This is a genomic window from Pseudogemmobacter sp. TB195 (genome assembly GCF_058313095.1).
The window spans coordinates 88,071-111,302 of sequence record NZ_JBZEGG010000014.1 but is presented as its reverse complement, the minus strand read 5'-3'; the positions used below and the strand labels follow the sequence as shown (position 1 = coordinate 111,302).

Sequence of the window (23,232 nt, the reverse complement as noted above, 5' to 3'; positions counted from 1 at the left end):
AATCGCCATGACCGCCGATCATTCCAGCCCCGACGAAGCCTCCGTCGCCGGGACCTCCCCCGCAGATGCCGTTTCGGGCAGGGCCCATGACCCGCGCACCGTCTGGCTGGCCGATTACCGCCCCTTCAGCCATCTGATCGACCGGGTCGCGCTGACCTTCCAGCTTGCGCCGAAATCCACGAAAGTCGCGGCAAAGATGCATCTGCGCCCCAATCCCGAGGCAAAGGGCCGCCATGTGCTGCGGCTTGACGGCGAGGATCTGCGGCTGATCTCGCTGCGCCTTGACGGCGCGCTGCTGGATCTGACCCCGGATGAGACCGGGCTGACCATTCCCGCCGACCTTCTGCCCGATGGCCCCTTCACGCTGGAAACGCTGGTCGAGATCGATCCGGCCTCGAATACCGCGCTTGAGGGGCTTTACATGTCGAACGGCATGTATTGCACGCAATGCGAGGCCCAGGGCTTTCGCAAGATCACCTTCTACCCCGACCGTCCCGATGTGATGGCGCGGTTCCATGTCCGCATCGAAAGCGATCTGCCGGTGCTTTTGTCCAACGGCAATCCGGCGGGGCGCGGCGGGTCCTGGGCGGAGTGGGATGACCCCTGGCCCAAACCCGCCTATCTTTTTGCGCTGGTGGCCGGTGATCTCGTGGCGCATCACGACAGCTTCACAACGCGGTCAGGCCGCGCCATCGATCTGGAGATCTGGGTCCGTCCGGGCGATGAAAATCGCTGTGCCTGGGCGATGGACAGCCTGATCCGGTCGATGAAATGGGACGAAGAGGTTTACCGGCGCGAATATGATCTCGACGTTTTCAACATCGTTGCCGTCGATGATTTCAACATGGGCGCGATGGAAAATAAGGGGCTGAACATCTTCAACTCCAAATTCGTGCTGGCCAGCCCCGAGACCGCCACCGATGACGATTTCGCCCGGATCGAGGCGATCATTGCGCATGAATATTTCCACAACTGGACCGGCAATCGTATCACCTGCCGCGACTGGTTCCAGCTTTGCCTGAAAGAGGGGCTGACGGTTTTCCGCGATCAGCAATTCTCGGGTGATATGCGGTCTCATGCGGTGAAACGGATCGAGGATGTGGCGCTGCTCCGCGCCCGGCAGTTCCGCGAGGATCAGGGGCCGCTGGCGCATCCGGTGCGGCCCGAAAGCTTTGTCGAGATCAACAATTTCTACACTGCCACCGTCTATGAAAAAGGCGCCGAGCTGATCGGAATGCTGAAAACCCTGGTCGGCGATGCCGCCTGGGATCAGGCGCTTGATCTTTATTTCACCCGCCATGACGGCGATGCCGCGACGATCGAGGATTGGCTGAAGGTTTTTGAGGATGTGACCGGCCGCGATCTGAGCCAGTTCGCCCGCTGGTATCACGAGGCGGGCACGCCACGCCTGAACCTCTGCGAAAGCTTTGAGAACGGGCGCTATACGCTGACCTTCCGCCAGCAAACTCCGGCGACGCCCGGCCAGGCACAGAAGACGTCAAAGGTGATCCCGATTGCGGTCGGGCTCCTCGCGCCGGACGGGTCCGAGGTGGTGCCGACCCGGGTGCTCGAGATGACAGATGCCGGGCAATCCTTCACATTCGACGGGCTTGCGGCGCGCCCGGTGGCCTCTGTGTTGCGCGGGTTCTCGGCGCCCGTGGTTCTGGAGCGCGAGACCACTGCGTCCGAGCGCGCCTTCCTGCTCGCGCATGACAGTGACCTCTTCAACCGCTACGAGGCGGGCCGCTCGCTCGCACGCGAGATGCTGACTGATATGGTGCGCGGCAAAGATGATCTGCTGGCCGGCTGGATCCAGGCTCTGGTGCCGCTGATCCGCGATCAGGGGCTGGATCCTGCCTTCCGCGCGCTTTTGCTGCGCCTGCCGGGCGAGGATGATCTGGCCCAGGCGCTGCATGATCAGGGTATCGACCCCGATCCCGACGCGATCCGGGCCGCCCGCCGCGACGCCGTGAAGGCGCTGGCCGTGGCCCTCAAAGCTGACCTGCCCGGGCTGATCCGGGGGCTCGCCGATACCGGCCCCTTCATCCCCGACGCCGCCGGCGCGGGGCGGCGGGCGCTGACCAATGCGTTGCTTGCGTTTTTGTCGCGTATAGAGGACGGAGCGGCCGCGAGGTCGGCCTTTGCCGCCGCCAGCAATATGACCGCAAGCATCGGCGCGCTGGCGGCGCTTCTGGACATTGGCGCGGGCCAGGCGGAACTGGCGGCCTTCGCGACCCGCTGGTCCGACGACCGCAATGTCATGGACAAATGGTTCTCGCTGCAGATCAGCTGCGCCGCACCGGAGCGGGTGGCGGCGCTGGTTGATGAGCTGACACAGCGACCGGATTTCGACCTGAAGAACCCCAATCGCTTCCGCGCGGTGTTCGGCGCCTTTGCGGCCAATCACGCGGGCTTCCACCGCGCCGATGGCGCGGGCTACCGGCTACTGGCGGACTGGCTTTTGCAGCTGGACCCGCTGAACCCGCAGACGGCGGCCCGCATGTCGACCGCTTTCGAGACCTGGCCGCGCTATGACGCGACGCGCCAGGGCCTGATCCGCGCTGCGCTGAGCCGCATCCTCGCCACGCCCGGCCTCAGCCGCGATCTGTCGGAAATGGCCGGTCGGATGCTTGCTGCCGGGTAAGGGCTGGCGTTCAGAGTGCTGATACGCAAAACGGCCCCGCAAGGGGCCGCTTTCATTTCCGCGCCAGCACGGCCCGGGTCAGAGTTTCGCCGACCCCGAGCACCAGGGCTGAGCCGAGGTCCAGGCAGCCATCTCGGCGCGTTTTTCGGATTTGCGGAACGGGCCCCAGTCGCGGCCAATGCCCTGATTGCCTGCACCGGCAACAACCCCGTCCCGCGCCACGGCTTTCGAGAAGATCTCGACCGCACAGCTCAGGTTCTCGCCACCATCTTTAAGCGCCGAAACCGATTGCGCGTCACAGCCATGCGAGGCGGCCGTGCGCGGCGAGATCTGCATCAGCCCGATATAGCGCCCGCCACCGCCCGAAGCTTTCGGGTTCCAGGTGCTTTCATGTTTCGCAACCGCATGCATCAGCCCGACCCAGAAGGCGCGGCGTTGTTCGACCGATGCCGATTTATAGGCCGGGCACCAGGTTGCGATATCAGAGGGCACGCGCGCCGAAAGCTCGGAATCCTTCTGGGACACGGCCGCCAGGGCCTCATAGGTCCATTCCTTTGATCCGGAATAGCGCTCCCAGCCCATTTGCGAGGTGGCGATGAAACTCTCGGAGGGAACTGCTTTGGTTCTGCCACCGGCCTGAACGCAGGCGCTCAGAGACAGGGCAACCGTTACTGCCGCAAGGGCACGCAGACCCAGCCTGGAGATTTTCATACTTCTTGCCTTTTATGGCCTCGGGACAATGCCGAAAGGGCGAGCCGGATAACAGGCAAACCGCAGGAATCGACGGTGCGGCAATAAGCGGCTAAGCTTGGAAACGCAAAGTTCTGTGCGAAAAACCGGCGGGATCCCGCCACTCCGCCTGGCGGGATCCCGCCCGAAGCCGCGTTCTGCTGCCCTTTTTCCCCTCATTTGGCCCGCGATCTCAGCCTGGCTTTGCTGCGCGAGAGCCGATCCGCTCGGGGCCAGCCGGGTCTTGCCCCCGGCCCGCGCGCGCCCTAAACACCATCGGGACCGCTCAACGGGGTGCTTTTCCGGCCTCCCGCAGCGCGTGATTCTGTCAACTGACCCGATCCCGACCTGCCGCAGAGGTGGACTATGCTCGATCTGACCTATACGCCCCCCGTTCCGAAAGTCATCGCCGGTGCGAAACATGACTGGGAACTGGTGATCGGGATGGAGATCCATGCCCAGGTCGCCTCGAATTCCAAGCTGTTCTCGGGCGCCTCAACCACTTTCGGTGCCGAGCCGAACACCAATGTCAGCTTTGTTGACTGCGCGATGCCGGGCATGCTGCCGGTGATCAATGAATTCTGCGTCGAACAGGCGGTCCGCACCGGGCTGGGCCTCAAGGCCGAAATCAACCTGCGCTCGGCCTTTGACCGCAAGAACTACTTCTACCCCGACCTGCCGCAGGGCTATCAGATCAGCCAGCTCTATCATCCGATCGTGGGCGAGGGCGAAGTTCTGGTCGAAATGGGCCCGGGCGTGGCCCGCCTGGTGCGGATTGAACGCATCCATCTTGAACAGGATGCCGGCAAGTCGATCCATGACATCGACCCGAACCTGAGCTTTGTCGATTTCAACCGCACCGGTGTCGCGCTGATGGAGATCGTCTCGCGCCCGGATATCCGCGGGCCGGAGGAAGCCGCAGCCTATGTCGCAAAGATGCGCCAGATCCTGCGCTATCTCGGCACCTGCGACGGCAATATGCAAAACGGCAATCTGCGGGCCGATGTCAACGTCTCGGTCTGCCGCCCCGGCCAGTATGAGAAATACCAGGCGAGCCAGGATTTCAGCCATCTCGGCACGCGCTGCGAGCTGAAGAACATGAACTCCATGCGCTTCATTCAGGCTGCGATTGATTTCGAGGCCCGCCGCCAGATCGCCATTCTCGAGGATGGCGGCGAAGTGGTGCAGGAAACCCGCCTTTACGATCCGGACAAAAACGAGACCCGCTCGATGCGCTCGAAAGAAGAGGCGCATGATTACCGCTATTTCCCATGCCCCGATCTCCTGCCGCTGGAAATCGAACAGGCCTGGGTCGACGGGATCGCGGAATCGATGCCGGAACTGCCCGATGCCAAAAAGGCGCGGTTCATGTCTGATTACGGGCTGACCGATTACGACGCGAGCGTCCTGACGGCGGAACTGGAAAATGCCAGCTATTTCGACACGGTCGCGAAGGGCAGGGATGGCAAGCTTTCGGCCAATTGGGTGATCAACGAGCTGTTTGGCAGGCTGAAAAAGGAAGGCCAGGAGATCGGCGAAAGCCCGGTCTCGGCGGCGCAGCTTGGCGGCATTGTCGATCTGATTTCTGCGAATGTGATTTCGGGAAAGATCGCCAAGGATCTGTTCGAGATCGTCTGGACCGAGGGCGGCGACCCGGCGGTTCTGGTCGAGGAACGCGGTATGAAGCAGGTGACGGATACCGGCGCCATCGAGGCAGCGGTCGATCAGATCATCGCTGAAAACCCCGCCCAGGTTGAAAAAGCGAAACAGAACCCGAAACTTGCGGGCTGGTTCGTAGGCCAGGTGATGAAGGCGACCGGCGGCAAGGCGGCCCCCGGTGCGGTCAATGATCTGGTGATGAAAAAACTCGGCCTCTGAAGCGCGGCCAATGGGTGGTTGCCTTCGGGCAACAGAATATTCACAGGCTCCGGCATGGCTTGACCGCCCCGGGGCCTGTGTTAATTTTCGGCCCAGGGGCGTGAAACCGTCGCCCCGATGGCAGGGGGACGACCCCTTCGCCTCAGGTTCTGCCCGGGACGGCCCGGCTCTTCTGGAGGCATGGCCGTAATGGCATGGATTTTTCTGATTGTTGCGGGGGTGCTCGAGGTTCTGTGGGCCTATAGCATGAAGCTCTCGGATGGGTTTACGAAGCTTTGGCCCAGCGTCATCACGCTGGTGGCGATGGTGTTCAGCTTCGGGCTTTTGTCGTTGGCGATGCGGGTGCTGCCACTGGGCACCGCCTATACGATCTGGACCGGGATCGGTGCGGTCGGGGCTTTTGTGGTCGGGATCATATTCCTGCACGAGCCGGCGACGGCGCTGCGCATTCTTGCCGCCTGTATGATCGTTGGGGGGCTGGTCCTGATGAAGCTGTCCTCCTGACCCCGGGAACGAGCTGGCATCCTACCATCACCTGGGGGGCGCCGATGGGCGCCCCACAACATAGGCTGCCTGATGCGGTAATGGGGTGGGTTGCGGAAAAAACGTTTTGTGATTTGGACTTACCATGGAAAATTCACTAAACTGCCTGCAAGAAACCAAAGCCGGAGAGCAGGATGCAACGGTTCGAATATAAGGTGGTTCCGGCGCCCCGCAGGGGTGAGAAGGCGCGTGGCGTCAAATCCACGGAGGAGCGTTTCGCGCTGGCCCTGAGCACGGTGATGAATGAACTGGGCGCCGAGGGCTGGGATTATGTGCGCGCAGACAGCCTGCCTTGTGATGAGCGTTCGGGTCTGACCGGCACGAAAACCAGCTTTCAGAACATGCTGGTCTTCCGGCGTGAAATTCTTGCCGAGGCGCCGCGCGCTCCGGTGTTCACGCGGGCTGCGGTGGCGCCTGCGGCATCGCCGGCAGAGCCTGCGCCCGCCATGCCTGTGGCCGCCGCGCCCGTTGCAGCACCCGAGGCTGCAGCCATCGTGGCTCCGGTCCTGCATGCCCAGCCCCGTGAGGTGAATTCTGCGCCTTCGCTTGGCCCGGCACGGCCGGAAGTGGCCGCGGAATAGGCCCTCAGGTTATGCCCCCTGCGCGGCGCGCAGGGCTTCGGGCAGGACTTCGGCGACCAGATCCATCATCGGCTCTGGCCCGAGGCTGATGCGGATACAGCGATCCAGAGGTGCTACACCAGGCATGCGGATGAACAATCCGCGTGCCTCGCATTCCGCCAGAACACGGCGCGAATAATCGCCATCGCGACCGCAATCCATCGTGACGAAATTGGTGGCCGAGGGCAGGGGCTCCAGCCCGTTTTCGCGGGCGATTGCGCCCATCCGGTCGCGGGCCGCGCTGATGCGGGCGCGGATGGTCGGGATCCAGTCCGGGTCCTGCAGCGAGGCCAGCGCGCCCGCGAGGCTGATCCGCCCCATGCCGAAATGGTCGCGGATCCGGTCGAAACTTCCGGCAAGATCGGGCGCGGCAATCGCATAGCCGACCCGCGCCCCCGCCAGCCCCCAGGCTTTCGAGAAACTGCGCAACCGGATCACCTGCGGATGGTCGGCGGGGATATCTGGGATGGCTTCATCCGGGGCGAGCTCTGCATAGGCCTCGTCCAGCACGAGGAGCGTTTCCGGCGGCAGCGCATCGGCAAGCGCGCGGATCGTGGCGCCGGGATGATGGCTGCCCATCGGATTGTCGGGATTGGCGAGATAGAGGAGCCTTGCGCGATGGGTCTTTGCCGCTGCAAGCAGCGCCTCGGGGTCTTCATGCGCGCCAAGATAGGGCACCCGGATCAGATCGGCGCCGGCGCCCGCGACGTGGAAATTGAAGGTCGGATAGGCACCAAGGCTTGTCACCACCGTCTCGCTGGGTTGCAACACCATCCGGCACAAAAGACCCAAGAGCGTATCCACCCCCGCCGCAACAGCGATATGGCCGGGCGTGCAACCGTGGCGGGCTGCAAGTGCCTGTTTCAGATCGTAATTCTCGGGGTCGGCATACATCCATGCCTCGGATGTCGCTTCCTGCATCGCGGCCAGCGCGCGGGGCGAGGGGCCAAAGCCGCTTTCATTGGCGCCCAGCCGGGCGCGGAAGGGGCGGCCGTTGCGGCGCTCCAGCGTCTCGGGGCCGGTAAAGGGCACGGTGGCGGGAAGGGCGGCGATGCGGGGCGTAAGGAAGCGGCTCATGATGGCGCGACAATGGCCGCTTCACCACGCCCCGGCAAGAGGCGGGATGCGCCTCTGCGGGGGGTATATGGCCCGGGTCGCGCGTCTCAGCCGCGCAGCAGGCCTGCGAGCTGGTTAAAGATCTGGTCATTGGCCGCGATGACCGACCCGCTGTCGAGCGGATCCTGGTTTTCGCGGATGCCTTCCACCAAACCGCCGGCCTCTTTGACCAGCAAAAGGCCCGCCGCCATATCCCATGCCTTCAGTTCGCGCTGGAAACAGCCCTCATAACGCCCGGCGGCGACCCAGGCGAGATCAAGCGCCGAGGACCCGGACGAGCGTACGCCTGCGGTGCCGGGGCTGACCAGCGAGAGGTCTTTCATCGTCGCGGGCAGTGTTTTTTGCGCGCCATGCGGGATGCCGGTGACAAACAGCGATTCATGCAGGCTGCGCCGCCCCGAGACCCGCAGGCGGCGATTGTCATTCAGCCAGCAGCCCGAGCCTTTTTCTGCATAGAACATCTCGTCCTTCGGCGCGTCATAGACCACCGCCGAGACGATTTCGCCCTTATATTCCAGCGCGATAGAGATCGACCAGTGAGGGATCCCGTGCAGGAAGTTATTGGTCCCGTCCAGCGGATCGACGATCCAGCGCCGCGTCGGGTCCTGGCCTTCGGTGCCGCCGGTTTCCTCGCCCAGCCATCCATAAGACGGGCGCGCGCCCATCAGATCTTCCTTGATGATCCGTTCGGCCTCGCGATCGGCCTTCGAGACGAAATCTCCCGGACCTTTGGCGGAAACCTGGAGGTTCTCGACCTCGCGGAAGTCCTTGACCAGCGAGCGCGCAGCCTTGCGGGCGGCCTTGATCATAAGGTTCAGGTTGGCGCTTCCCTGCATGGGCGGACTCCGGGTCAGGCATTGGCTGGAACGGATGGGCCTTACAGGGAAAGACGCGGGAAGGAAAGGGCCGGAAGCAGCGTGAAACTGCGGGTGGGGCCGGGAATTGCGACCTTTTGGGCCATGGCGATGTGGCTCTGTTGGCCCCAGAATGGGTCAGCGCCTGACGGCAGGGGAAAAGATGCAGCCAGAAATCGTGACACTTGCCGGGCGGGACAGGCTTTGGTTTTACGATTGCGCGCGGGCAGAACTGCCGGTGGCTCTGGGGGCGCTGGAGGCCTGGAACCTGATCATGTCTGAGCCGCAGCCGCTGATGCAGCTGGCGTTCCGGATCCGCGATGCGATTTCCGCGCGGTTCGGTGTGCGGCGGATCGGCGGTTTTTCCGGCACCCGCCACGAGAGGGTCGAGGTCGGGGATCGGCTGGATTTCTTCCTGGTGGAGCGTGCCGGGCCGCATCTGCTGGTCCTGACCGAACGCGACCGCCATCTCGATGTGATGACCTGCATTTCGACCGCGGGGAAGGAGGTGGCGATCACCTCATCGGTGATCACCCATAATCCGTATGGCCGGATCTATATGCTGCCGGTCGGCATTGCCCATCGGCTTATCGTGCGCAATATGCTGCGGCGGTTGCGGCGGTTGCGGCGCCGGCTGATGCGGCGCTGAGCCCGCCGACCGTCCCGCGAGGGCGCGGCGGGGACATTGCGTGGACGCTGCGCCTGTGATCAGTCGAGGATCTCGACTTTCATCTTCGACTTGCCCTCTTGTTGCACCATCGCGAAGAGAATCTTTGCATTGGCGCGGCTGAGGCGTACGCAGCCCGCCGAGGCCGGGCGGCCAAGCTTTGATTCCTGATCGGTGCCATGGATCGCATAATTGCCGCTGTAGAAAATCGAATAGGGCATCGGCGCGTTGTTATAGAGCGAGGATTTATGGTTCTTCGACAGCCATTGCGGCTTGAAACTGCCCTTGGGCGTCACCTTGCCCTTCCGCGCGGTCGAGACCGGCCATTCATGAAGGATCTCGCCGTTATACCGAACCTCCATCATCTGTCGTGAGATCGAGACGCGAACCTCAATGGTCTCGCGCCTGAGCTCTTCGACAATTGCCACCGCCCGGGTCACGCCGGAGGTCGCCGCCTCCAGCACGATTTCCACCGGTATGGCGGGGTCTTGCGGCAGGGAGGTCGTCGCAAACGGCTCTGACACCAGGGGCTCAAGGGTCCCGGTCCAGGTCGTGCCGGTCGCAGCTGTTCCGGCTTCTGGCGCGAGAGCGCCGGGCGTTGGGGGCAGGTTCTGACGTGTGGTGCTTTCGGGGGGCTCCAAAACCGGGGTTGCGTCATCGCCGGTATCGAGCGTCGCGGCGGAAAGAATTTCTTCTGCGAGGGTGCCCGCCTGTTTCACCGGTTCCTCAGCGCCCGGATCCGGAGTGATGATTTCGGGCTTTATGAATTTGGCGCCGGGTGCCGTGGCGGCGCTGGCGGCGGCCGGCGTGCCAGTCTGGGTTTCCGCGCGCAGCGGAGCCGCAGCCAGGGCCAGCATAAGCGCCAGAGCGGGCAAAAAAACTGCGCGCATACTACTCTCCGTCATCGTCAAATCGGCAAACAGGTGGTCGTGGCTCAGCTTTTGGCGGGGCCGGAAAATAGTCAACGACGATTCGGTCAATGCCAGGTTATGAAAACCCGCCTTTTGCAGCGAAAAGCCGCTTAGAACAGCAAAGTTGCACGTCAGCCACGCTGCAGCCGCACCGCCTCGATCCGCGCAAGCCGCAGGAAATGCGCCATATAGGGGCGAGTACTGTCTTCTTCGCGCGTGGCCGCATACATGCGTTTCAGGACCGGATCCGGCCCGAGCGGGCGGGTGACGTAATCGCTGGAACTCCGCACTTCGCGCATCACCCAGTCGGGCAGCACCGCCACACCCCGGTTCGATCCGACCAGCATCAGGATCACCGCCGTCAGCTCGGCCGTGCGATGGCCACGGGGTTCCACCTTGGCGGGGGTAAGCACTTCGGTGAAGAGATCCAGCCGGTCGCGGCTGACCGGATAGGTGATCACCACCTGGTCGCGGAAATCCTCGGCCTGGATGAACTCTTTCGCCGCAAGCGGGTTTTGTGACGAGGCCACAAAGGTCGGATGATAGTCGAAGAGAGGGTTGAAGGTGACACCGTTCTGGCTGCCCGGATCGGAGGTGATCACCAGATCGATCTCTTCGCGATTAAGCGCCGGCATGGCATCAAAGGCGAGGCCCGCGCGGATATCAACATCCACCTCGGGCCAGGCGCGGCGGAACATTTCCAGCACCGGAAACAGCCAGTCATAACAGGCATGGCATTCCAGCGTGATATGCAGCCGTCCCGATTTCCCCGATCTCAGGGCAATGAATTCTTCTTCCAGCGCGTCGATCTCGGGCAGGATCCTTTCGGCGAGCTTCAGCATCCGGAACCCTGCCGCCGAAAGCCGCATCGGTTTCGAGCGTCGGACAAAGAGCTCCATCCCCGCCTGATCCTCCAGCCCCGCCACCTGATGCGACAGCGCCGACTGGGTCATATTCATCATCTCGGCGGCGCGGGCGAGGCCACCGGCGGTGTGGATCGCGCGGATGGTGCGCAGATGGCGGATCTCGATATACATGTGGCGTTTTCATAAAGATGCTGAGGATTATGAATTTGTCTCACATTGTCGAATCTGCGACAAGGGGCTTGTTCACGGAGACCGATCATGACGAAAACGCCGCGCATCTCGTTCGAGTTTTTCCCGCCGCAGGGGCTTGATGCCTCGTTCCGGCTTTGGGATACGGTGCAGGCCCTGGCGCCGATGCAGCCGGAATTCGTCTCGGTTACCTATGGGGCGGGCGGCACCACGCGCAAGCTGACCCATGAGGCGGTGGGGATCATCCATCGCAATTACGGGCTGAATGTCGCCGCGCATCTGACCTGTGTCGATGCGTCGAAAGCTGAGACGATGGAGATCGTCGAGAGCTATTACGAGGCCGGGGTGCGCGAGATCGTGGCGCTGCGCGGTGATGCACCGAAAGGCGCGGCCGCTTGGGAAAAGCATCCTGAGGGTTTTGCGTCTTCGGTCGAGCTGGTCGAGGCGATTGCAAAGATGGGCAAGTTCAAAGTGCGGGTCGGCGCCTATCCGGAGCCGCATCCCGACAGCGCCTCGACGCAGGCAGATGTCGATTTCCTCAAGCGCAAGATCGATGCCGGCGCGACCTCGGCCATGACCCAGTTCTTCTTTGAGGCGGATACGTTTTTCCGCTTCCGCGATGCCTGTGTGAAGGCGGGGATCACCGCGCCGGTCATTCCGGGGATCCTGCCGGTCATTTCCTGGGACGGGGCGAAGAAATTCGCGAAACGCTGCGGAACGGATGTGCCGGCCAGGCTCGATGAGGCGTTTACCCGCGCCGCACGCGACGGGCGTGAAGAGCTGTACGCGCTGGCGCAATGCACCCAGCTCTGCGACCGGCTGATCGAAGGCGGGGTTGAGGATCTGCATTTCTACACGCTGAACCGCCCGGAGCTGACGCGCGAAGTGGTGCGCGCGCTTGGCATCCAGCCTCAGCTGACTTTGGAAAACGTCGCCTGAGGGCGACCGGATGTACAGCAGCACGCGGTCTCAGGCCGCTTGCAGCCTGTGAGCCATCTCCCTGGCGGTCCCGTTCTTTCGCTGCGGCGAGGAGGGCGGGGCCGCATTTTTATTGTAGCGAGGGGGGTGCCCCGGCTGCCCGGGCTCGACTATCCTCATGCGGTGAGCGGGGCCTGAAGGGCCGATGACGGGGAAATAAGATGTCAAAACAGGTCATGCTTCTGAATGGGCCGAACCTGAACCTGCTGGGCAAGCGCCAGCCGGATATCTACGGGCATGAGACGCTCGCCGATATCGAGGCGATGGTGGCCCGGCTGGCGGAGGAGTTCGGGTTCGGGCTGGTGGCGCATCAGTCGAACCATGAGGGCATGCTGGTGGATCATATCCATGAGGCGCGGGGCAGCTCGGCTGCGATTATCATCAATCCCGGCGCCTATTCGCATACATCGGTGGCCATCCTTGATGCGCTGAACGCCTTCGAGGGGGTGGTGATCGAGGTGCATATCTCGAATATCCACAAACGCGAGGCCTTCCGCCATCATTCCTATGTTTCGTCGCGCGCCGATGGAGTCATCGCCGGCTGCGGCACCGAAGGCTATGCTTTCGCACTGCGCCGTATTGCGACGCTGATCGGCTGAAGCCGCGCCGTCCGGCGCCGCGTTTCCTTTCCAAGGAAACGCGCCGATTTCTTGCAAGAAATCGTCTGCCTCTGGTCAGGTGCGTGACGGCAGTGACGCGTGGCGCGCTTTGGCCAGTGAGGCCATGATCAGGCCCGCAAGCCCCGCTTCGACGCGGTCTCCCGGCGGGAACACGACGCAATACAAAACCGCCTGCGTCAGCGAGATATGCGGCATCCAGGCCATGACCTGAATAGCGCACAGGTAAAGCACCCAGATACCCCGATCAACTGGGTCGCCCAAGGAAAACCAGCAATCCTGCAAGTCCCAGCATCGGATAAGGCAGCACCGCAAGTAAGCCATTGCATGCGCGAGGACCGTGTTGCAGGGCAGGATCTGTGCAAGCGGGCGCGTGAGCTGCTCAAACACCGCAAGCATTTCGGAAAACCGCGTGGTCATCGTCTACCAGATTGGCCGCCGCCACCCGGGTCAATCGGCAAAGCGATCAGCGGGCCATGGCCGGGCCGCCGCAGCCACCATCCGGACACCAGCAAAGCCGCGTGTTTCGCACGCGCCGGCTGCCGGTGCGAGGGCGTGTAAAAAGGCGCGGTCAGCGCCTCCATCCACATGCAGGCCTCGCGGCGATTGATCCCTTGCCGGGGACGCGCGAAGGCCAGCTCTTCGGCGACGATTGGGAAGAGGATCCGATGGCCCGGGTTCAGAAAAGTATGCCGATCGCCGAAAGTGCGGCGCGGCGGTTCTTAAACATTTCCTCGCCGCTGACGCTGACCGAACCGCTTCTGCCGCGATCAGACCGAGAAAAGCCGCATGAAGCTGGTCTTGCCCGATCCGTTGCCGCCGATTCGGGCAATCCGAGCGTGCAGGGACGGCCGCGCTTTTGTGGCCGGTCTGGGCGGCGGGCCCTCAGCTGCCGGGTCCCACTGTCACGCCCGCGCAGCCTCTGCGCGGCCTCTGCGGCGTGTCGATGCGTGCTGTTCAGACAGAAACGCCCCGGGGCCAGGTGGCTCCGGGGCGGTGCGGAAATACGGTGTCCGGCTTACCGAACCGCATCCGACGGGCGAATGCGGCATCGAAACCGGCAAATGCGCTTTGTGGTCAGCAGGCCTCAGGGTCAGCAGGCTGCGACGTAGCGCTGGCCGGCCGAGTTGCGGTAATAGCACTGACCCTTGGTCGAGGTCTGGCCGAGATAGGTGCCTGCGGCTGCGCCAAGAGCCGCGCCGATCAGCGCGCCTTTGCCCATGTCGTCGCCCGAGGACAGAGCGGCCCCTGCCGCTGCGCCGGCGACACCGCCGAGCACTGTGTTCTGGGTAGGCGTGGTCTCGACACAGGCGGAAAGCGCCAGGCCGGAGAGCGAGAGAGCAAGGACGATCGCTTTCATGACAACCTCATATGGTTCGCTCCGCAGAGCTTTGGAGAGCTTTGGTTTTGGGCCGCGTGGTAAACGCGGCCCGATGCCATAAGGTTCCCTGACTGCAAAGCCTCAGTCAATTATCGCTTCCTGACAGGGATCAACCCTGGCGGGCTGCCGCTACCGAGGCTTCGAGAATCCCGAGCGCTTCGGTGAAATGCGCCTCGGCGATGGTCAGCGGCGCAAGGAAACGCACCACATTGCCATAGACGCCACAGCTGAGCAGGATCAGCCCGCGTTTCAGCGCCTCGGCGATGACGCGCTTCACGATCTCGCCATCGGGGTCGGTGGTGCCGGGCTTGCCGAATTCGGCCGCGATCATGAACCCCGGGCCGCGGATGTCGATGATCTCGGGCGTGGTGGCGCGGATCTCTTCCAGCTTCTGTTTCAGGCGCGAGCCGAGCTCGGTTGCGCGGGCATTCAGGCCCTCTTCCTCAACCACATCAAGAACTGCATTGGCCGCTGCCACCGAAAGCGGGTTGCCGGCATAGGTGCCGCCAAGGCCGCCGGGCTGGCTTGCATCCATCAGATCGGCACGTCCCGTCACAGCCGAGATCGGGAAACCGCCGCCAAGGCCCTTTGCCATGGTGGTCAGGTCTGCCGCCACGCCATGTGCCTCCATCGCAAACAGCGCGCCGGTGCGGCCGATGCCGGTCTGCACCTCATCGGCGATCAGCACGATGCCATGCTGGTCGCAAAGGGCACGCAGGGCTTTGATCAGATCGGTCGGCAGCGGGTAGAAGCCGCCTTCACCCTGCACCGGTTCAAAGATGATGGCGGCGACGCGCTCGGGGTCGACATCGTTCTTGAAGAGCTTGGTGATGCCGTCCAGCGTGTCTTTGGTGGTGATGCCATGGATCTCCTGCGGGCAGGGAACATGGAAGACATCGGGCATCATCGCGCCGAAGCCCTTCTTATAGGGCTCGACCTTACCGGTCAGGGTCATGCCCATGAAGGTCCGGCCATGGAAGGCGCCACCAAGGGCGATCACCGCATTACGGCCGGTGGCACGGCGCGCAATCTTGATTGCGTTTTCAACGGCTTCGGCGCCGGTGGTGACGAAGATGGTTTTCTTCTTGAAATCACCCGGAACGGCCTCGTTCAGACGCTCGGCCAGACGGATGTAATTCTCATAGGGCAGGACCTGGTGGCAGGTATGGGTGAAACGGTCGAGCTGCGCCTTGACGGCCTCGATCACTTTCGGGTGGCGGTGCCCGGTATTGACGACCGCGATCCCGGCGGCAAAGTCGATATAGCGGTTGCCCTCGATATCCCAGACCTCGGCGTTTTCGGCGCGGTCGGCATAGATCTGCGTCGACATGCCGACGCCTCTGGAAATGGCATCTTCGCGGCGTTTGGCGACTTCGGCGTTTTTCATGGCAGGCTCCTCTGGGGCACCGGGCGGCGCGCGCGCGGCAATGGCAGCGGCGGCTATACGCCCGCCGCTTTCTTGCGCGCATTCGACCAGATCGCCGGGCGCGGATCAATGAAAGCCATGAGGCCAGATCGGCGCATTCCTTCGCGCCAGTATGACCAGATCGGGGAGGCCGCCCAGGGGTGCAGCGCATTTTACGGGTTCTCTGCGAAAACGCCGGAAATTCGCGCCGGCGGGGGTAAATCTTCAGCTTTCGTTAACCAGGTGCCGCCAATGTCGGATCTGCGAATGAGGCGAGGTGACATGGCGGACGGTCAGCTTTCGAACCCCACACACCCCACCCCACCCCGTACGGAGGAGGAACGTCTCAATGTTCTTCGTCTCATTCGTTCCCGCAGGGTCGGCGCGGTCACCTTTCACCGGCTGATCCTGGAACATGGCTCTGCTGCCGCTGCCCTGGCCGCTTTGCCGGCGATTGCCCGTGCCGCCGGGGTCCAGGACTATGAATGCTGTCCCGAAAGCGTTGCCAGGGCGGAACTCGCGGCCGGACGCAGGATCGGGGCGAGACTGCTTTTCCATGGCGATCCGGATTACCCCGATATGCTGGCCGCGACCGAAGACGCGCCGCCCGTCCTGTGGTTGCAGGGCGATTCCACCCTGTTGCGGCGGCCGCTGGTGGCCATCATCGGCGCGCGCAATGCGTCATCTCTGGGCGTTCGCATGGCGCGCAGGCTGGCCAGGGATCTTGGCGAGGCGGGGTTCTGCACTGTCTCGGGCCTTGCGCGCGGCATTGATGCCGAGGCGCATCTCGCAACGCTTGCGACAGGCACCATCGCGGTGCAGGCCGGCGGTGTCGATGTCATCTACCCCCAGGAAAATGCCGGTCTCGCGGCGGATATCGCCCGCCAGGGGCTGCGGATCTCGGAACAGCCGCCGGGTCTGCCGCCGCATGCCCGGCATTTCCCGCTCCGAAACCGCATCGTGGCAGGGATGGCCCGGGCGGTGCTGGTGGTCGAGGCGGCGGCGCGGTCCGGCTCGCTGATCACGGCCCGGATGGCGCTTGATCTCGGGCGCGAGGTTCTGGCGGTGCCCGGCCACCCGTTTGATGCGCGCTCCTCCGGCTGCAATCATCTGATCCGGGATGGTGCGGCTTTGCTGCGGGACGCGGGGGATGTGTTTGAGGCGCTTGGGACCGGCCGCGACAGGCTGGACCAGATCCGTAAACCTGCAGAACCTCTGGCCCGGATGCCTGCAACCAGGCCAGCCGTGTGCGCCCCGCAGACCGGGGCGCCCACGCCCGCAAAACCGGCACGCGCCCCTGCTCTGAGCGAGACTGTGCGGCTGCATGGCATGATCCTCGACCGGCTCGGACCCAGCCCACTGGCCGAGGATCAGCTCATGCGCGATCTTTCGCTGTCCAGCGCGGCGCTGGTGCCGGAATTGTTGACACTCGAGCTTGAGGGGCGGATCCAGCGGCAACCCGGCGGGCTTTTGTCGCGGCGCTGAACCGATGCAACAGTCCGGTACCCGTCAGACGATTGTCAGCGTCACGGTTGACAATTGCCCCTGTTACACCACATCTGGGACCGCCCATATTGCCTGTGTAGAATACGTTCCGGAAAGGGATTCATGCCTGTCGTCGTAGTAGAATCTCCTGCCAAGGCCAAGACAATCAACAAATATCTTGGGCCGGACTATATCGTTCTTGCCTCATATGGCCATGTTCGCGACCTGCCGCCCAAGGATGGTTCGGTCGATACCGAACACGATTTCGCGATGAAATGGGAGGTGGCGCCCGAGAGCAAGAAGCATGTCCGCGCCATAGCCGAGGCGCTGAAAACCGATGATGCACTGATTCTCGCCACCGACCCTGATCGTGAGGGGGAGGCGATTTCCTGGCATCTGAAAGAGGCGCTCGCCTCTTCGCTGAAAAAGGGCAAGACCGTCAGCCGCGTGACCTTTAACGCCATCACCAAGGATGCGGTGACCAAGGCGATGAAGGAGCCGCGCGAGGTCGATGAGCCGCTGGTCCATGCCTATCTGGCGCGGCGCGCGCTGGATTATCTGGTTGGCTTCACCCTCTCGCCGGTACTGTGGCGCAAGCTTCCGGGCGCGAAATCGGCGGGCCGTGTGCAATCGGTCTGTCTGCGCCTCATCGTCGAGCGCGAGATGGAGATCGAAGCCTTCAAGGCGCGCGAATACTGGTCGGTCAAGGCGATCCTGACCACGCCGCGCGGCCAGGAATTCGAGGCAAATCTTGTCACGCTCGGCGGGGCAAAACTGCAAAAATTCGACATCCCTACGTTGGCCGCCGCCGAAATGGCGGTGCATGCCGTCACCTCGCGCCAGTTCACTGTGGCGGGTGTCGAGAGCAAACCCGCGAGCCGCAATCCCTGGCCGCCCTTCATGACCTCGACCCTGCAGCAAGAGGCCAGCCGCAAATTCGGCATGGGCGCGAAACAGTGTATGAATGCGGCGCAGCGCCTCTATGAGGCGGGGTATATCACCTATATGCGGACCGATGGCATCGATATGGCGCCCGAGGCGGTGATGGCCACGCGCGCCGAGATCGGCCGGCGGTTTGGTGACGCTTATGTCCCGAAAAGCCCGCGCATGTATAAGAACAAGGCGAAAAACGCCCAGGAGGCGCATGAATGTATCCGCCCGACCGATATGTCGGCGGATCCATCAAAGCTGCGTGTCGAGGAAGACCAGCGCCGCCTTTATGACCTGATCTGGAAGCGCACCATCGCCAGCCAGATGGAAGCCGCAAGGATGGAGCGGACCGTGGTCGAGATCACCTCGCCCGATGGCCAGGTGGGCCTGCGCGCCAATGGTCAGGTCGTGTTGTTCGACGGCTTTCTCAAGGTCTATGACCAGGGACGTGACGAGGAAGAAGATGACGAGGGCCGCCTGCCGCAGATCATGCAGGGCGAGGCGGTCAAACCGGCGCCCGGCGCGCTGAAAGAGGCGTTCTCCAAAGCTGCCGCGCGGTCGGCGGGCGACCAGGAAGAGCGCATCGCCTCGGCGGTTCTGGGCGAGGGCGGCGCGGTTCTGGCCTCGCAAAGCTTCACCCAGCCACCCGCGCGTTATACCGAGGCGACGCTGGTCAAGCGGATGGAGGAGCTCGGGATCGGGCGCCCCTCGACCTATGCCTCGATCCTGACGACGATTGTGGACCGCGAATATGTCCGCAAGGACAAGAACCGGCTGATCCCCGAAGACAAGGGGCGGCTGGTCACGGCCTTCCTGTCGAATTTCTTCCACCGCTATGTCGAATATGATTTCACCGCCGCGCTGGAAGGCGAACTTGATGATGTCTCGGCGGGCGAGCGTGATTACAAGGATGTGCTGGCGCGGTTCTGGCGCGATTTCTCGGCGGCGGTGGCGGAAACGGCTGATCTTCGGATCGGCGAGGTTCTGGATAAGCTTGATGAATTCCTTGCACCGCATCTCTACCCGCCGCGCGCAGACGGATCTGATCCGCGTATCTGCCCGACCTGCGGCACTGGCCGACTGCATCTGAAAACCGCGCGTTCGGGCGGGGCGTTTATTGGCTGCGGCAATTATCCGGAATGCCGTTACACGCGGCCCATCGCGGGTGATGCGGAATCGGCGGCCTCGGATGGGCGGATCCTCGGCCAGGACGATCTGGGCAATGAGATTTCCCTGCGGGCAGGGCGCTTTGGCCCCTATGTCCAGCGCGGTGAGGCGACCGAGGCGCAGCCGAAACCCGACCGCTCCAGCCTGCCAAAGGGCTGGACCCCGGACAGCCTGACGCTGGAACGCGCGTTGCAGCTTCTGTCGCTGCCGCGCCAGATCGGGGCACATCCGGAAGATGGCGAGGCGGTGGAAACCAATCTCGGCCGGTTCGGACCCTATGTGAAACACGGCAAGACCTATGCAAATCTCGCCGATGCGGAAGAGGTGTTCAGCCTTGGCATGAACCGCGCGGTGGAGCTGCTGGCGCAGAAAAAACTGCGCGGGCCGGGCGCGCGGGGGGCTGCGGCGCAGCCGCTGAAATCGCTGGGTCAGCATCCTGATGGCGGCGAGATCCAGGTGATGCCGGGGCGCTACGGGCCTTATATCAAATGGGAAAAGGTCAATGCGACCCTGCCGAAAGACATTGCGCCCGAGGCGGTGACGCTGGAAGAGGCGCTGGCTCTGGTCGCGGAAAAGGCCGGGAAATCTCCGGCGAAGAAGGCGAAAAAGGCCCCGGCAAAACCGGCGGCGGCCAAACCTGCGGCAAAGAAAGCGCCCGCGAAAAAGGCTCCGGCAAAGAAAGCTGCGGCTGAGGGAGTGGCGGCACCTGCGGTTAAGAAAGCCGCGGCGAAAAAGCCAGCGGTGAAGAAGGCGGCTGCGTCAGAGGTCTGACCCGCTTCGCGTGCGGATCCCGGTCCGACAGGCCGATCAAAGAGGGCGGGGGATTTCCCCCGCCTTTTTCTTTGGGGGATCAGGCGGCAGGAGGTTGGGCGGAAACCGGAGGCAAAAAGGAAAAGGGCGGCCCGCAAGGCCGCCCTTTTGTCATTCTGATTTGCTTTGCCAGTCGGTTCTGGCCGCTCAGAGCAGCGCTTTGACCTTTGCCACAGTGGCTTCGGCGGTGATGCCGAATTCTTTGTAAAGACGGTCATAGGGGGCCGAGGCGCCGAAGGAGGACATGCCGACGAAATCGGCTTTGGTTTCCTTGCCGCGCTCGCCCAGCAGCCAGCGATCCCAGCCCTGGCGCACGCCCGCCTCGATGGCCACGCGCACCGGACCTGCCGGCAGCACCTTTTTGCGCCAGGCTTCGTCCTGCTGCGCGAAAAGCTCCATCGAGGGCATAGAGACCACGCGGGTGCCGATGCCTTCGGTCTGCAACAGGTCGCGGGCCTTCATCGCGATCTCGACCTCCGAGCCGGTGGCGATCAGGATCGCCTGACGCTTGCCCTCGGCTTCGGCCAGAATATAGCCGCCCTTGGCGGTCATGTTCTGGTTGGTATGGGTCTTGCGCACGGCAATCAGGTTCTGCCGCGACAGCGCCATGACCGAAGGCGTGGTTTTCTGGGTGAAGGCGATTTCCCAGGCTTCGGCCACTTCGGTCAGATCGGCCGGGCGGAACACCAGCGTGTTCGGGGTCGAGCGCGAGATCGCCAGATGTTCGACCGGCTGGTGGGTGGGGCCGTCTTCGCCAAGACCGATCGAATCATGGGTCATGACATAGACGACCGGCAGACCCATCAGCGCCGACAGGCGCATCGCGGGGCGGGCATAGTCGGTAAAGGCCATGAAGGTGCCCGAATAGGGCCGGACGCCGCCATGCAGCGCCATGCCGTTCATCGCCGAGGACATGCCGTGCTCGCGGATGCCCCAATACATGTAACGGCCCTTGCGGCTGTCGATGTCAAAGACGCCCAGATCGGCGGTTTTGGTATTGTTCGAACCGGTCAGGTCAGCCGAACCGCCGAAGGTCTCGGTCAGGATCGGGTTGATGACGTTCAGAACCTGCTCCGACGCCGAACGGGTCGCAAGCTTCGGCTGGGTCTCTGCGGCCTGTTTCTTCAGCGCACGGATGGCGCCTGCGAGTTTCGCCGGCGCGTCCAGCGCGAAGCTGCGCTCGAATTCGGCTTTTTTGCCGGTGGGAAGGGCCGCGAGACGGGTTTCCCATTCTGCGCGGGCGCTCGCACCCGGCTTGCCCAGCGATTCCCACCAGGATTTGATCTCGGCGGGGATGGTGAAGGGGGCAGCGGTCCAGCCGTAACCGGCTTTTGCGGCCTCCAGCTGCGCCTTATCGGTCAGCGCACCATGACCTTTCGAAGTGTCCTGTGCGGCATGGCCAAGCGCGATATGCGTTTTGCAGTCGATCAGCGCCGGGCGTGGGCTGGCTTTGGCTGCGGTAATCGCGCGGTCGATATCTTCCGGGTCATGGCCGTCGCAATGGAACACATCCCAGCCGCTTGCGGCAAAGCGCGCGCGCTGGTCGGTCACATCCGAGAGCGACACTTTGCCGTCGATGGTGATGTCGTTATTGTCCCAGAGCACGATCAGGCGCGACAGTTTCTGGCGGCCGGCAATGCCGATGGCCTCCTGGCTGACACCCTCCATCAGGCAGCCGTCACCGGCGATGACATAGGTGAAATGGTCCTGGATTTTCGCGCCGTATTTGGCACGCAGGTGCTCCTCGGCCATGGCGAAGCCGACCGAGTTCGCGATGCCCTGACCCAGCGGGCCGGTGGTGGTTTCGACGCCTGAGACATGACCATATTCCGGGTGACCGGCGGTGATGGCGCCCCATTGGCGGAAGTTTTTGATCTGATCCAGCGTCACATCGGCATAGCCGGTGAGGTAAAGCAGCGAATAGATCAGCATCGAGCCGTGACCGGCGGACAGGATAAAGCGGTCGCGGTCGGCCCAGCGGGGCGCGGTCGGATCGAATTTCAGATGCTTTGAGAAGAGCACGGTTGCGACATCGGCCATGCCGATCGGCATGCCGGAATGGCCTGAATTGGCGGCTGCCACCGCGTCGAGCGTCAGCGTGCGGATGGCGGCGGCGCGCATCCAGTGATCGGGGTGACGGGCGCGAAGGGCTGCGATGTCCACTTGGGTGATCCTCTGCGATGATAGCGGAAACAGGAAGCGGCATAGTCCCGCCCAGGCCCAAGATCAAGCGGCGAGGCAGCTCTGATGGCAAGCCGCTGACCGGAAAGGGGAAATAAGCGCGGCGATGCAACGCCCAAAACGCGCTAAACTGAAGCGAAGGGGTTTCGCCTGCGATTCGTGCAGGCTATCCTTAGGGCAAGACCAAAAGCCGATGAGGGCGGGTATGCAGGAAATTGTCGAGTTCGAGCGTCGTATTTCGTCGGCCTTGCGGCGGATAGAGGCCGGGTTTTCCGCCATCGACGCCGTGCGGGCAAACGGAGCGGAACAGCTGGCGCTGGCCGAAGAACGGATCAGAGAGGCCGAAGCAGCGCGGCTCCGCGCGGAAGCGGCGCGCGACGCCCAGACGGCGCGGGCCGCCGGGGCGGTCGAGGCCGCGGAACGCGCCCGGCATCAGGCCGCGGATGAGATTCGCGCCGCCAGAGCCGAGGCACGGGCTGAATTCGAGGCCCAGGGCGGGCGCGAGGAGCCCACCCTTGTCAGGATGCGCGAGCGCCTCGCCGAGGCGCGTGAACGCGAGGCCGCGCTCAGGGCCGCTTATGAAGAGCAACTGGCCGCGCTTACCGAACAGATTGATGCCCAGGGCTTGGAGCTGGCGCGAATGACGCGCAGCGCGGCGACGCTGCGCGAGGAGCTGCGCCGGATCACCGAAGCCTCGGCAGCGGGGCTGGTGGATGCGGCGGCGGTGAACCGGGCGATGCTGGCGGAGCTTGATGCGCTGCGGGCGAGCCGGCTGGCCGAGATGGCCGAACTTGACGGGATCGCCACCGCATTGAGCATGCAGATCGGGGAGGCGGAACATGCCTGATATCGAGGTGATGATCGGCGGGCGCGGTTTTATGGTGTCCTGCCAGCCGGGAGAGGAACATTTCCTGCGCTCGGCTGCGGCGCAGCTGGATGTGGAGGCACAGCCGCTGGTGGCGTCTATGGGGCGGTTGCCGGAGACCAAGATGTTGCTGATGGCGGGGCTGATGCTCGCTGACCGGACGGCGGCGCAGGAAGAGGAAATGCGCGAGCTGCGGGCGAAGCTTTCGATGCTGGAGGACCGGCCGGAGCCGGAGGCCAGACGAATCGAGGTGCCGGTGATCCCCCCACAGGTACCGCTGACTTTCGCCGAGCTTGCGGCCCGGGCCGAAGCCCTGGCCGAGCGGATCGGTGAGAAAGCCACAGAGCTGCAGCGCGGCGCCGGGACCGAGAGCGGGCAGAGCGCGCTGAAAAAGGT

General features: G+C 63.6%; 19 protein-coding genes and 1 pseudogene. 11 read left to right on the top strand and 9 right to left on the bottom strand.

Annotated features, from left to right (window positions below; translation table 11 throughout):
- Positions 1 to 7 precede the first annotated feature (7 nt).
- Positions 8 to 2,644 carry an aminopeptidase N gene (gene pepN, locus AC4FS3_RS15505; RefSeq protein ID WP_491021308.1) on the top strand — a complete coding sequence of 879 codons (2,637 nt, stop codon included), beginning with the start codon at positions 8 to 10 and terminating at the stop codon, positions 2,642 to 2,644.
- A 78-nt stretch (positions 2,645 to 2,722) separates the two neighbouring features.
- Here pepN and AC4FS3_RS15500 read toward each other — a convergent pair whose 3' ends face one another.
- Complete coding sequence (locus AC4FS3_RS15500; protein ID WP_283177663.1) at positions 2,723 to 3,355, bottom strand: transglycosylase SLT domain-containing protein; 633 nt, start codon at positions 3,353 to 3,355, stop codon at positions 2,723 to 2,725.
- A 384-nt stretch (positions 3,356 to 3,739) separates the two neighbouring features.
- On the opposite strand from AC4FS3_RS15500, the gene gatB reads away from it, so the two are divergent.
- The 3 genes from gatB (at position 3,740) to AC4FS3_RS15485 (ending at position 6,375) form a co-directional block, all read left to right on the top strand.
- The gene (gene gatB / locus AC4FS3_RS15495) at positions 3,740 to 5,251 is read left to right on the top strand and encodes an Asp-tRNA(Asn)/Glu-tRNA(Gln) amidotransferase subunit GatB (RefSeq protein ID WP_491021307.1); all 1,512 of its coding nucleotides are present in this window, start codon (positions 3,740 to 3,742) and stop codon (positions 5,249 to 5,251) included.
- A gap of 189 nt (positions 5,252 to 5,440) precedes the next feature.
- Positions 5,441 to 5,755 carry a DMT family transporter gene (locus AC4FS3_RS15490; protein ID WP_283177664.1) on the top strand — a complete coding sequence of 105 codons (315 nt, stop codon included), beginning with the start codon at positions 5,441 to 5,443 and terminating at the stop codon, positions 5,753 to 5,755.
- A gap of 173 nt (positions 5,756 to 5,928) precedes the next feature.
- Positions 5,929 to 6,375 carry a DUF4177 domain-containing protein gene (locus tag AC4FS3_RS15485; protein ID WP_491021306.1) on the top strand — a complete coding sequence of 149 codons (447 nt, stop codon included), beginning with the start codon at positions 5,929 to 5,931 and terminating at the stop codon, positions 6,373 to 6,375.
- Between the two features lie 9 nt (positions 6,376 to 6,384).
- Here the strand turns inward: AC4FS3_RS15485 and AC4FS3_RS15480 are convergent, their stop codons facing one another.
- Both AC4FS3_RS15480 and AC4FS3_RS15475 read right to left on the bottom strand, forming a co-directional pair.
- Positions 6,385 to 7,491, bottom strand: coding sequence for a pyridoxal phosphate-dependent aminotransferase (locus tag AC4FS3_RS15480; protein WP_491021305.1), 1,107 nt, complete (start codon positions 7,489 to 7,491; stop codon positions 6,385 to 6,387).
- Positions 7,492 to 7,577: 86 nt separating this feature from the next.
- The gene (locus AC4FS3_RS15475) at positions 7,578 to 8,366 is read right to left on the bottom strand and encodes an inositol monophosphatase family protein (RefSeq protein WP_283177667.1); all 789 of its coding nucleotides are present in this window, start codon (positions 8,364 to 8,366) and stop codon (positions 7,578 to 7,580) included.
- 181 nt (positions 8,367 to 8,547) lie between these two features.
- Between AC4FS3_RS15475 and AC4FS3_RS15470 the strand changes: the two genes are divergently transcribed.
- Entirely contained in the window at positions 8,548 to 9,033 is a 486-nt protein-coding gene (locus AC4FS3_RS15470) for a DUF2867 domain-containing protein (RefSeq protein ID WP_491021304.1), read from the top strand.
- A gap of 59 nt (positions 9,034 to 9,092) precedes the next feature.
- Here the strand turns inward: AC4FS3_RS15470 and AC4FS3_RS15465 are convergent, their stop codons facing one another.
- Complete coding sequence (locus AC4FS3_RS15465; RefSeq protein WP_491021303.1) at positions 9,093 to 9,941, bottom strand: L,D-transpeptidase; 849 nt, start codon at positions 9,939 to 9,941, stop codon at positions 9,093 to 9,095.
- 152 nt (positions 9,942 to 10,093) lie between these two features.
- A complete protein-coding gene (locus AC4FS3_RS15460) occupies positions 10,094 to 10,999 on the bottom strand; it encodes a LysR family transcriptional regulator (RefSeq protein ID WP_491021302.1) in 906 nt (301 codons plus the stop codon).
- 87 nt (positions 11,000 to 11,086) lie between these two features.
- On the opposite strand from AC4FS3_RS15460, the gene metF reads away from it, so the two are divergent.
- Both metF and aroQ read left to right on the top strand, forming a co-directional pair.
- Positions 11,087 to 11,956: a methylenetetrahydrofolate reductase [NAD(P)H] gene (metF, locus tag AC4FS3_RS15455; RefSeq protein ID WP_491021301.1), complete on the top strand. Its 870-nt coding sequence runs from the start codon at positions 11,087 to 11,089 to the stop codon at positions 11,954 to 11,956.
- Positions 11,957 to 12,156: 200 nt separating this feature from the next.
- Positions 12,157 to 12,594 (top strand): type II 3-dehydroquinate dehydratase, encoded by a 438-nt coding sequence (gene aroQ / locus AC4FS3_RS15450; protein WP_491021300.1) that lies wholly within the window; start codon positions 12,157 to 12,159, stop codon positions 12,592 to 12,594.
- Positions 12,595 to 12,669: 75 nt separating this feature from the next.
- Here the strand turns inward: aroQ and AC4FS3_RS15445 are convergent, their stop codons facing one another.
- The 3 genes from AC4FS3_RS15445 to AC4FS3_RS15435 all read right to left on the bottom strand — a co-directional run bounded on the left by AC4FS3_RS15445 (position 12,670) and on the right by AC4FS3_RS15435 (position 15,380).
- Positions 12,670 to 12,876 (bottom strand): hypothetical protein, encoded by a 207-nt coding sequence (locus AC4FS3_RS15445; protein WP_491021299.1) that lies wholly within the window; start codon positions 12,874 to 12,876, stop codon positions 12,670 to 12,672.
- Between the two features lie 829 nt (positions 12,877 to 13,705).
- Positions 13,706 to 13,972 (bottom strand): YMGG-like glycine zipper-containing protein, encoded by a 267-nt coding sequence (locus AC4FS3_RS15440; protein WP_092896870.1) that lies wholly within the window; start codon positions 13,970 to 13,972, stop codon positions 13,706 to 13,708.
- A gap of 130 nt (positions 13,973 to 14,102) precedes the next feature.
- Complete coding sequence (locus AC4FS3_RS15435; protein ID WP_491021298.1) at positions 14,103 to 15,380, bottom strand: 4-aminobutyrate--2-oxoglutarate transaminase; 1,278 nt, start codon at positions 15,378 to 15,380, stop codon at positions 14,103 to 14,105.
- A gap of 300 nt (positions 15,381 to 15,680) precedes the next feature.
- Here AC4FS3_RS15435 and dprA point away from each other — a divergent pair, with 300 nt between their 5' ends.
- Both dprA and topA read left to right on the top strand, forming a co-directional pair.
- Complete coding sequence (dprA, locus tag AC4FS3_RS15430; protein WP_491021297.1) at positions 15,681 to 16,883, top strand: DNA-processing protein DprA; 1,203 nt, start codon at positions 15,681 to 15,683, stop codon at positions 16,881 to 16,883.
- Positions 16,884 to 17,006: 123 nt separating this feature from the next.
- Positions 17,007 to 19,751: a type I DNA topoisomerase gene (gene topA, locus AC4FS3_RS15425; RefSeq protein WP_491021296.1), complete on the top strand. Its 2,745-nt coding sequence runs from the start codon at positions 17,007 to 17,009 to the stop codon at positions 19,749 to 19,751.
- A gap of 186 nt (positions 19,752 to 19,937) precedes the next feature.
- On the opposite strand, the gene tkt is transcribed toward topA, so the two are convergent.
- Complete coding sequence (gene tkt, locus AC4FS3_RS15420) at positions 19,938 to 21,953, bottom strand: transketolase (RefSeq protein WP_491021295.1); 2,016 nt, start codon at positions 21,951 to 21,953, stop codon at positions 19,938 to 19,940.
- Positions 21,954 to 22,176: 223 nt separating this feature from the next.
- Between tkt and AC4FS3_RS15415 the strand changes: the two genes are divergently transcribed.
- Complete coding sequence (locus AC4FS3_RS15415) at positions 22,177 to 22,818, top strand: hypothetical protein (RefSeq protein ID WP_491021294.1); 642 nt, start codon at positions 22,177 to 22,179, stop codon at positions 22,816 to 22,818.
- Positions 22,811 to 23,182: pseudogene (locus tag AC4FS3_RS15410) on the top strand (cell division protein ZapA); the annotation flags it as partial. The gene AC4FS3_RS15415 and the pseudogene AC4FS3_RS15410, both read left to right, overlap by 8 nt.
- Between the last annotated feature and the right edge of the window lie 50 nt (positions 23,183 to 23,232).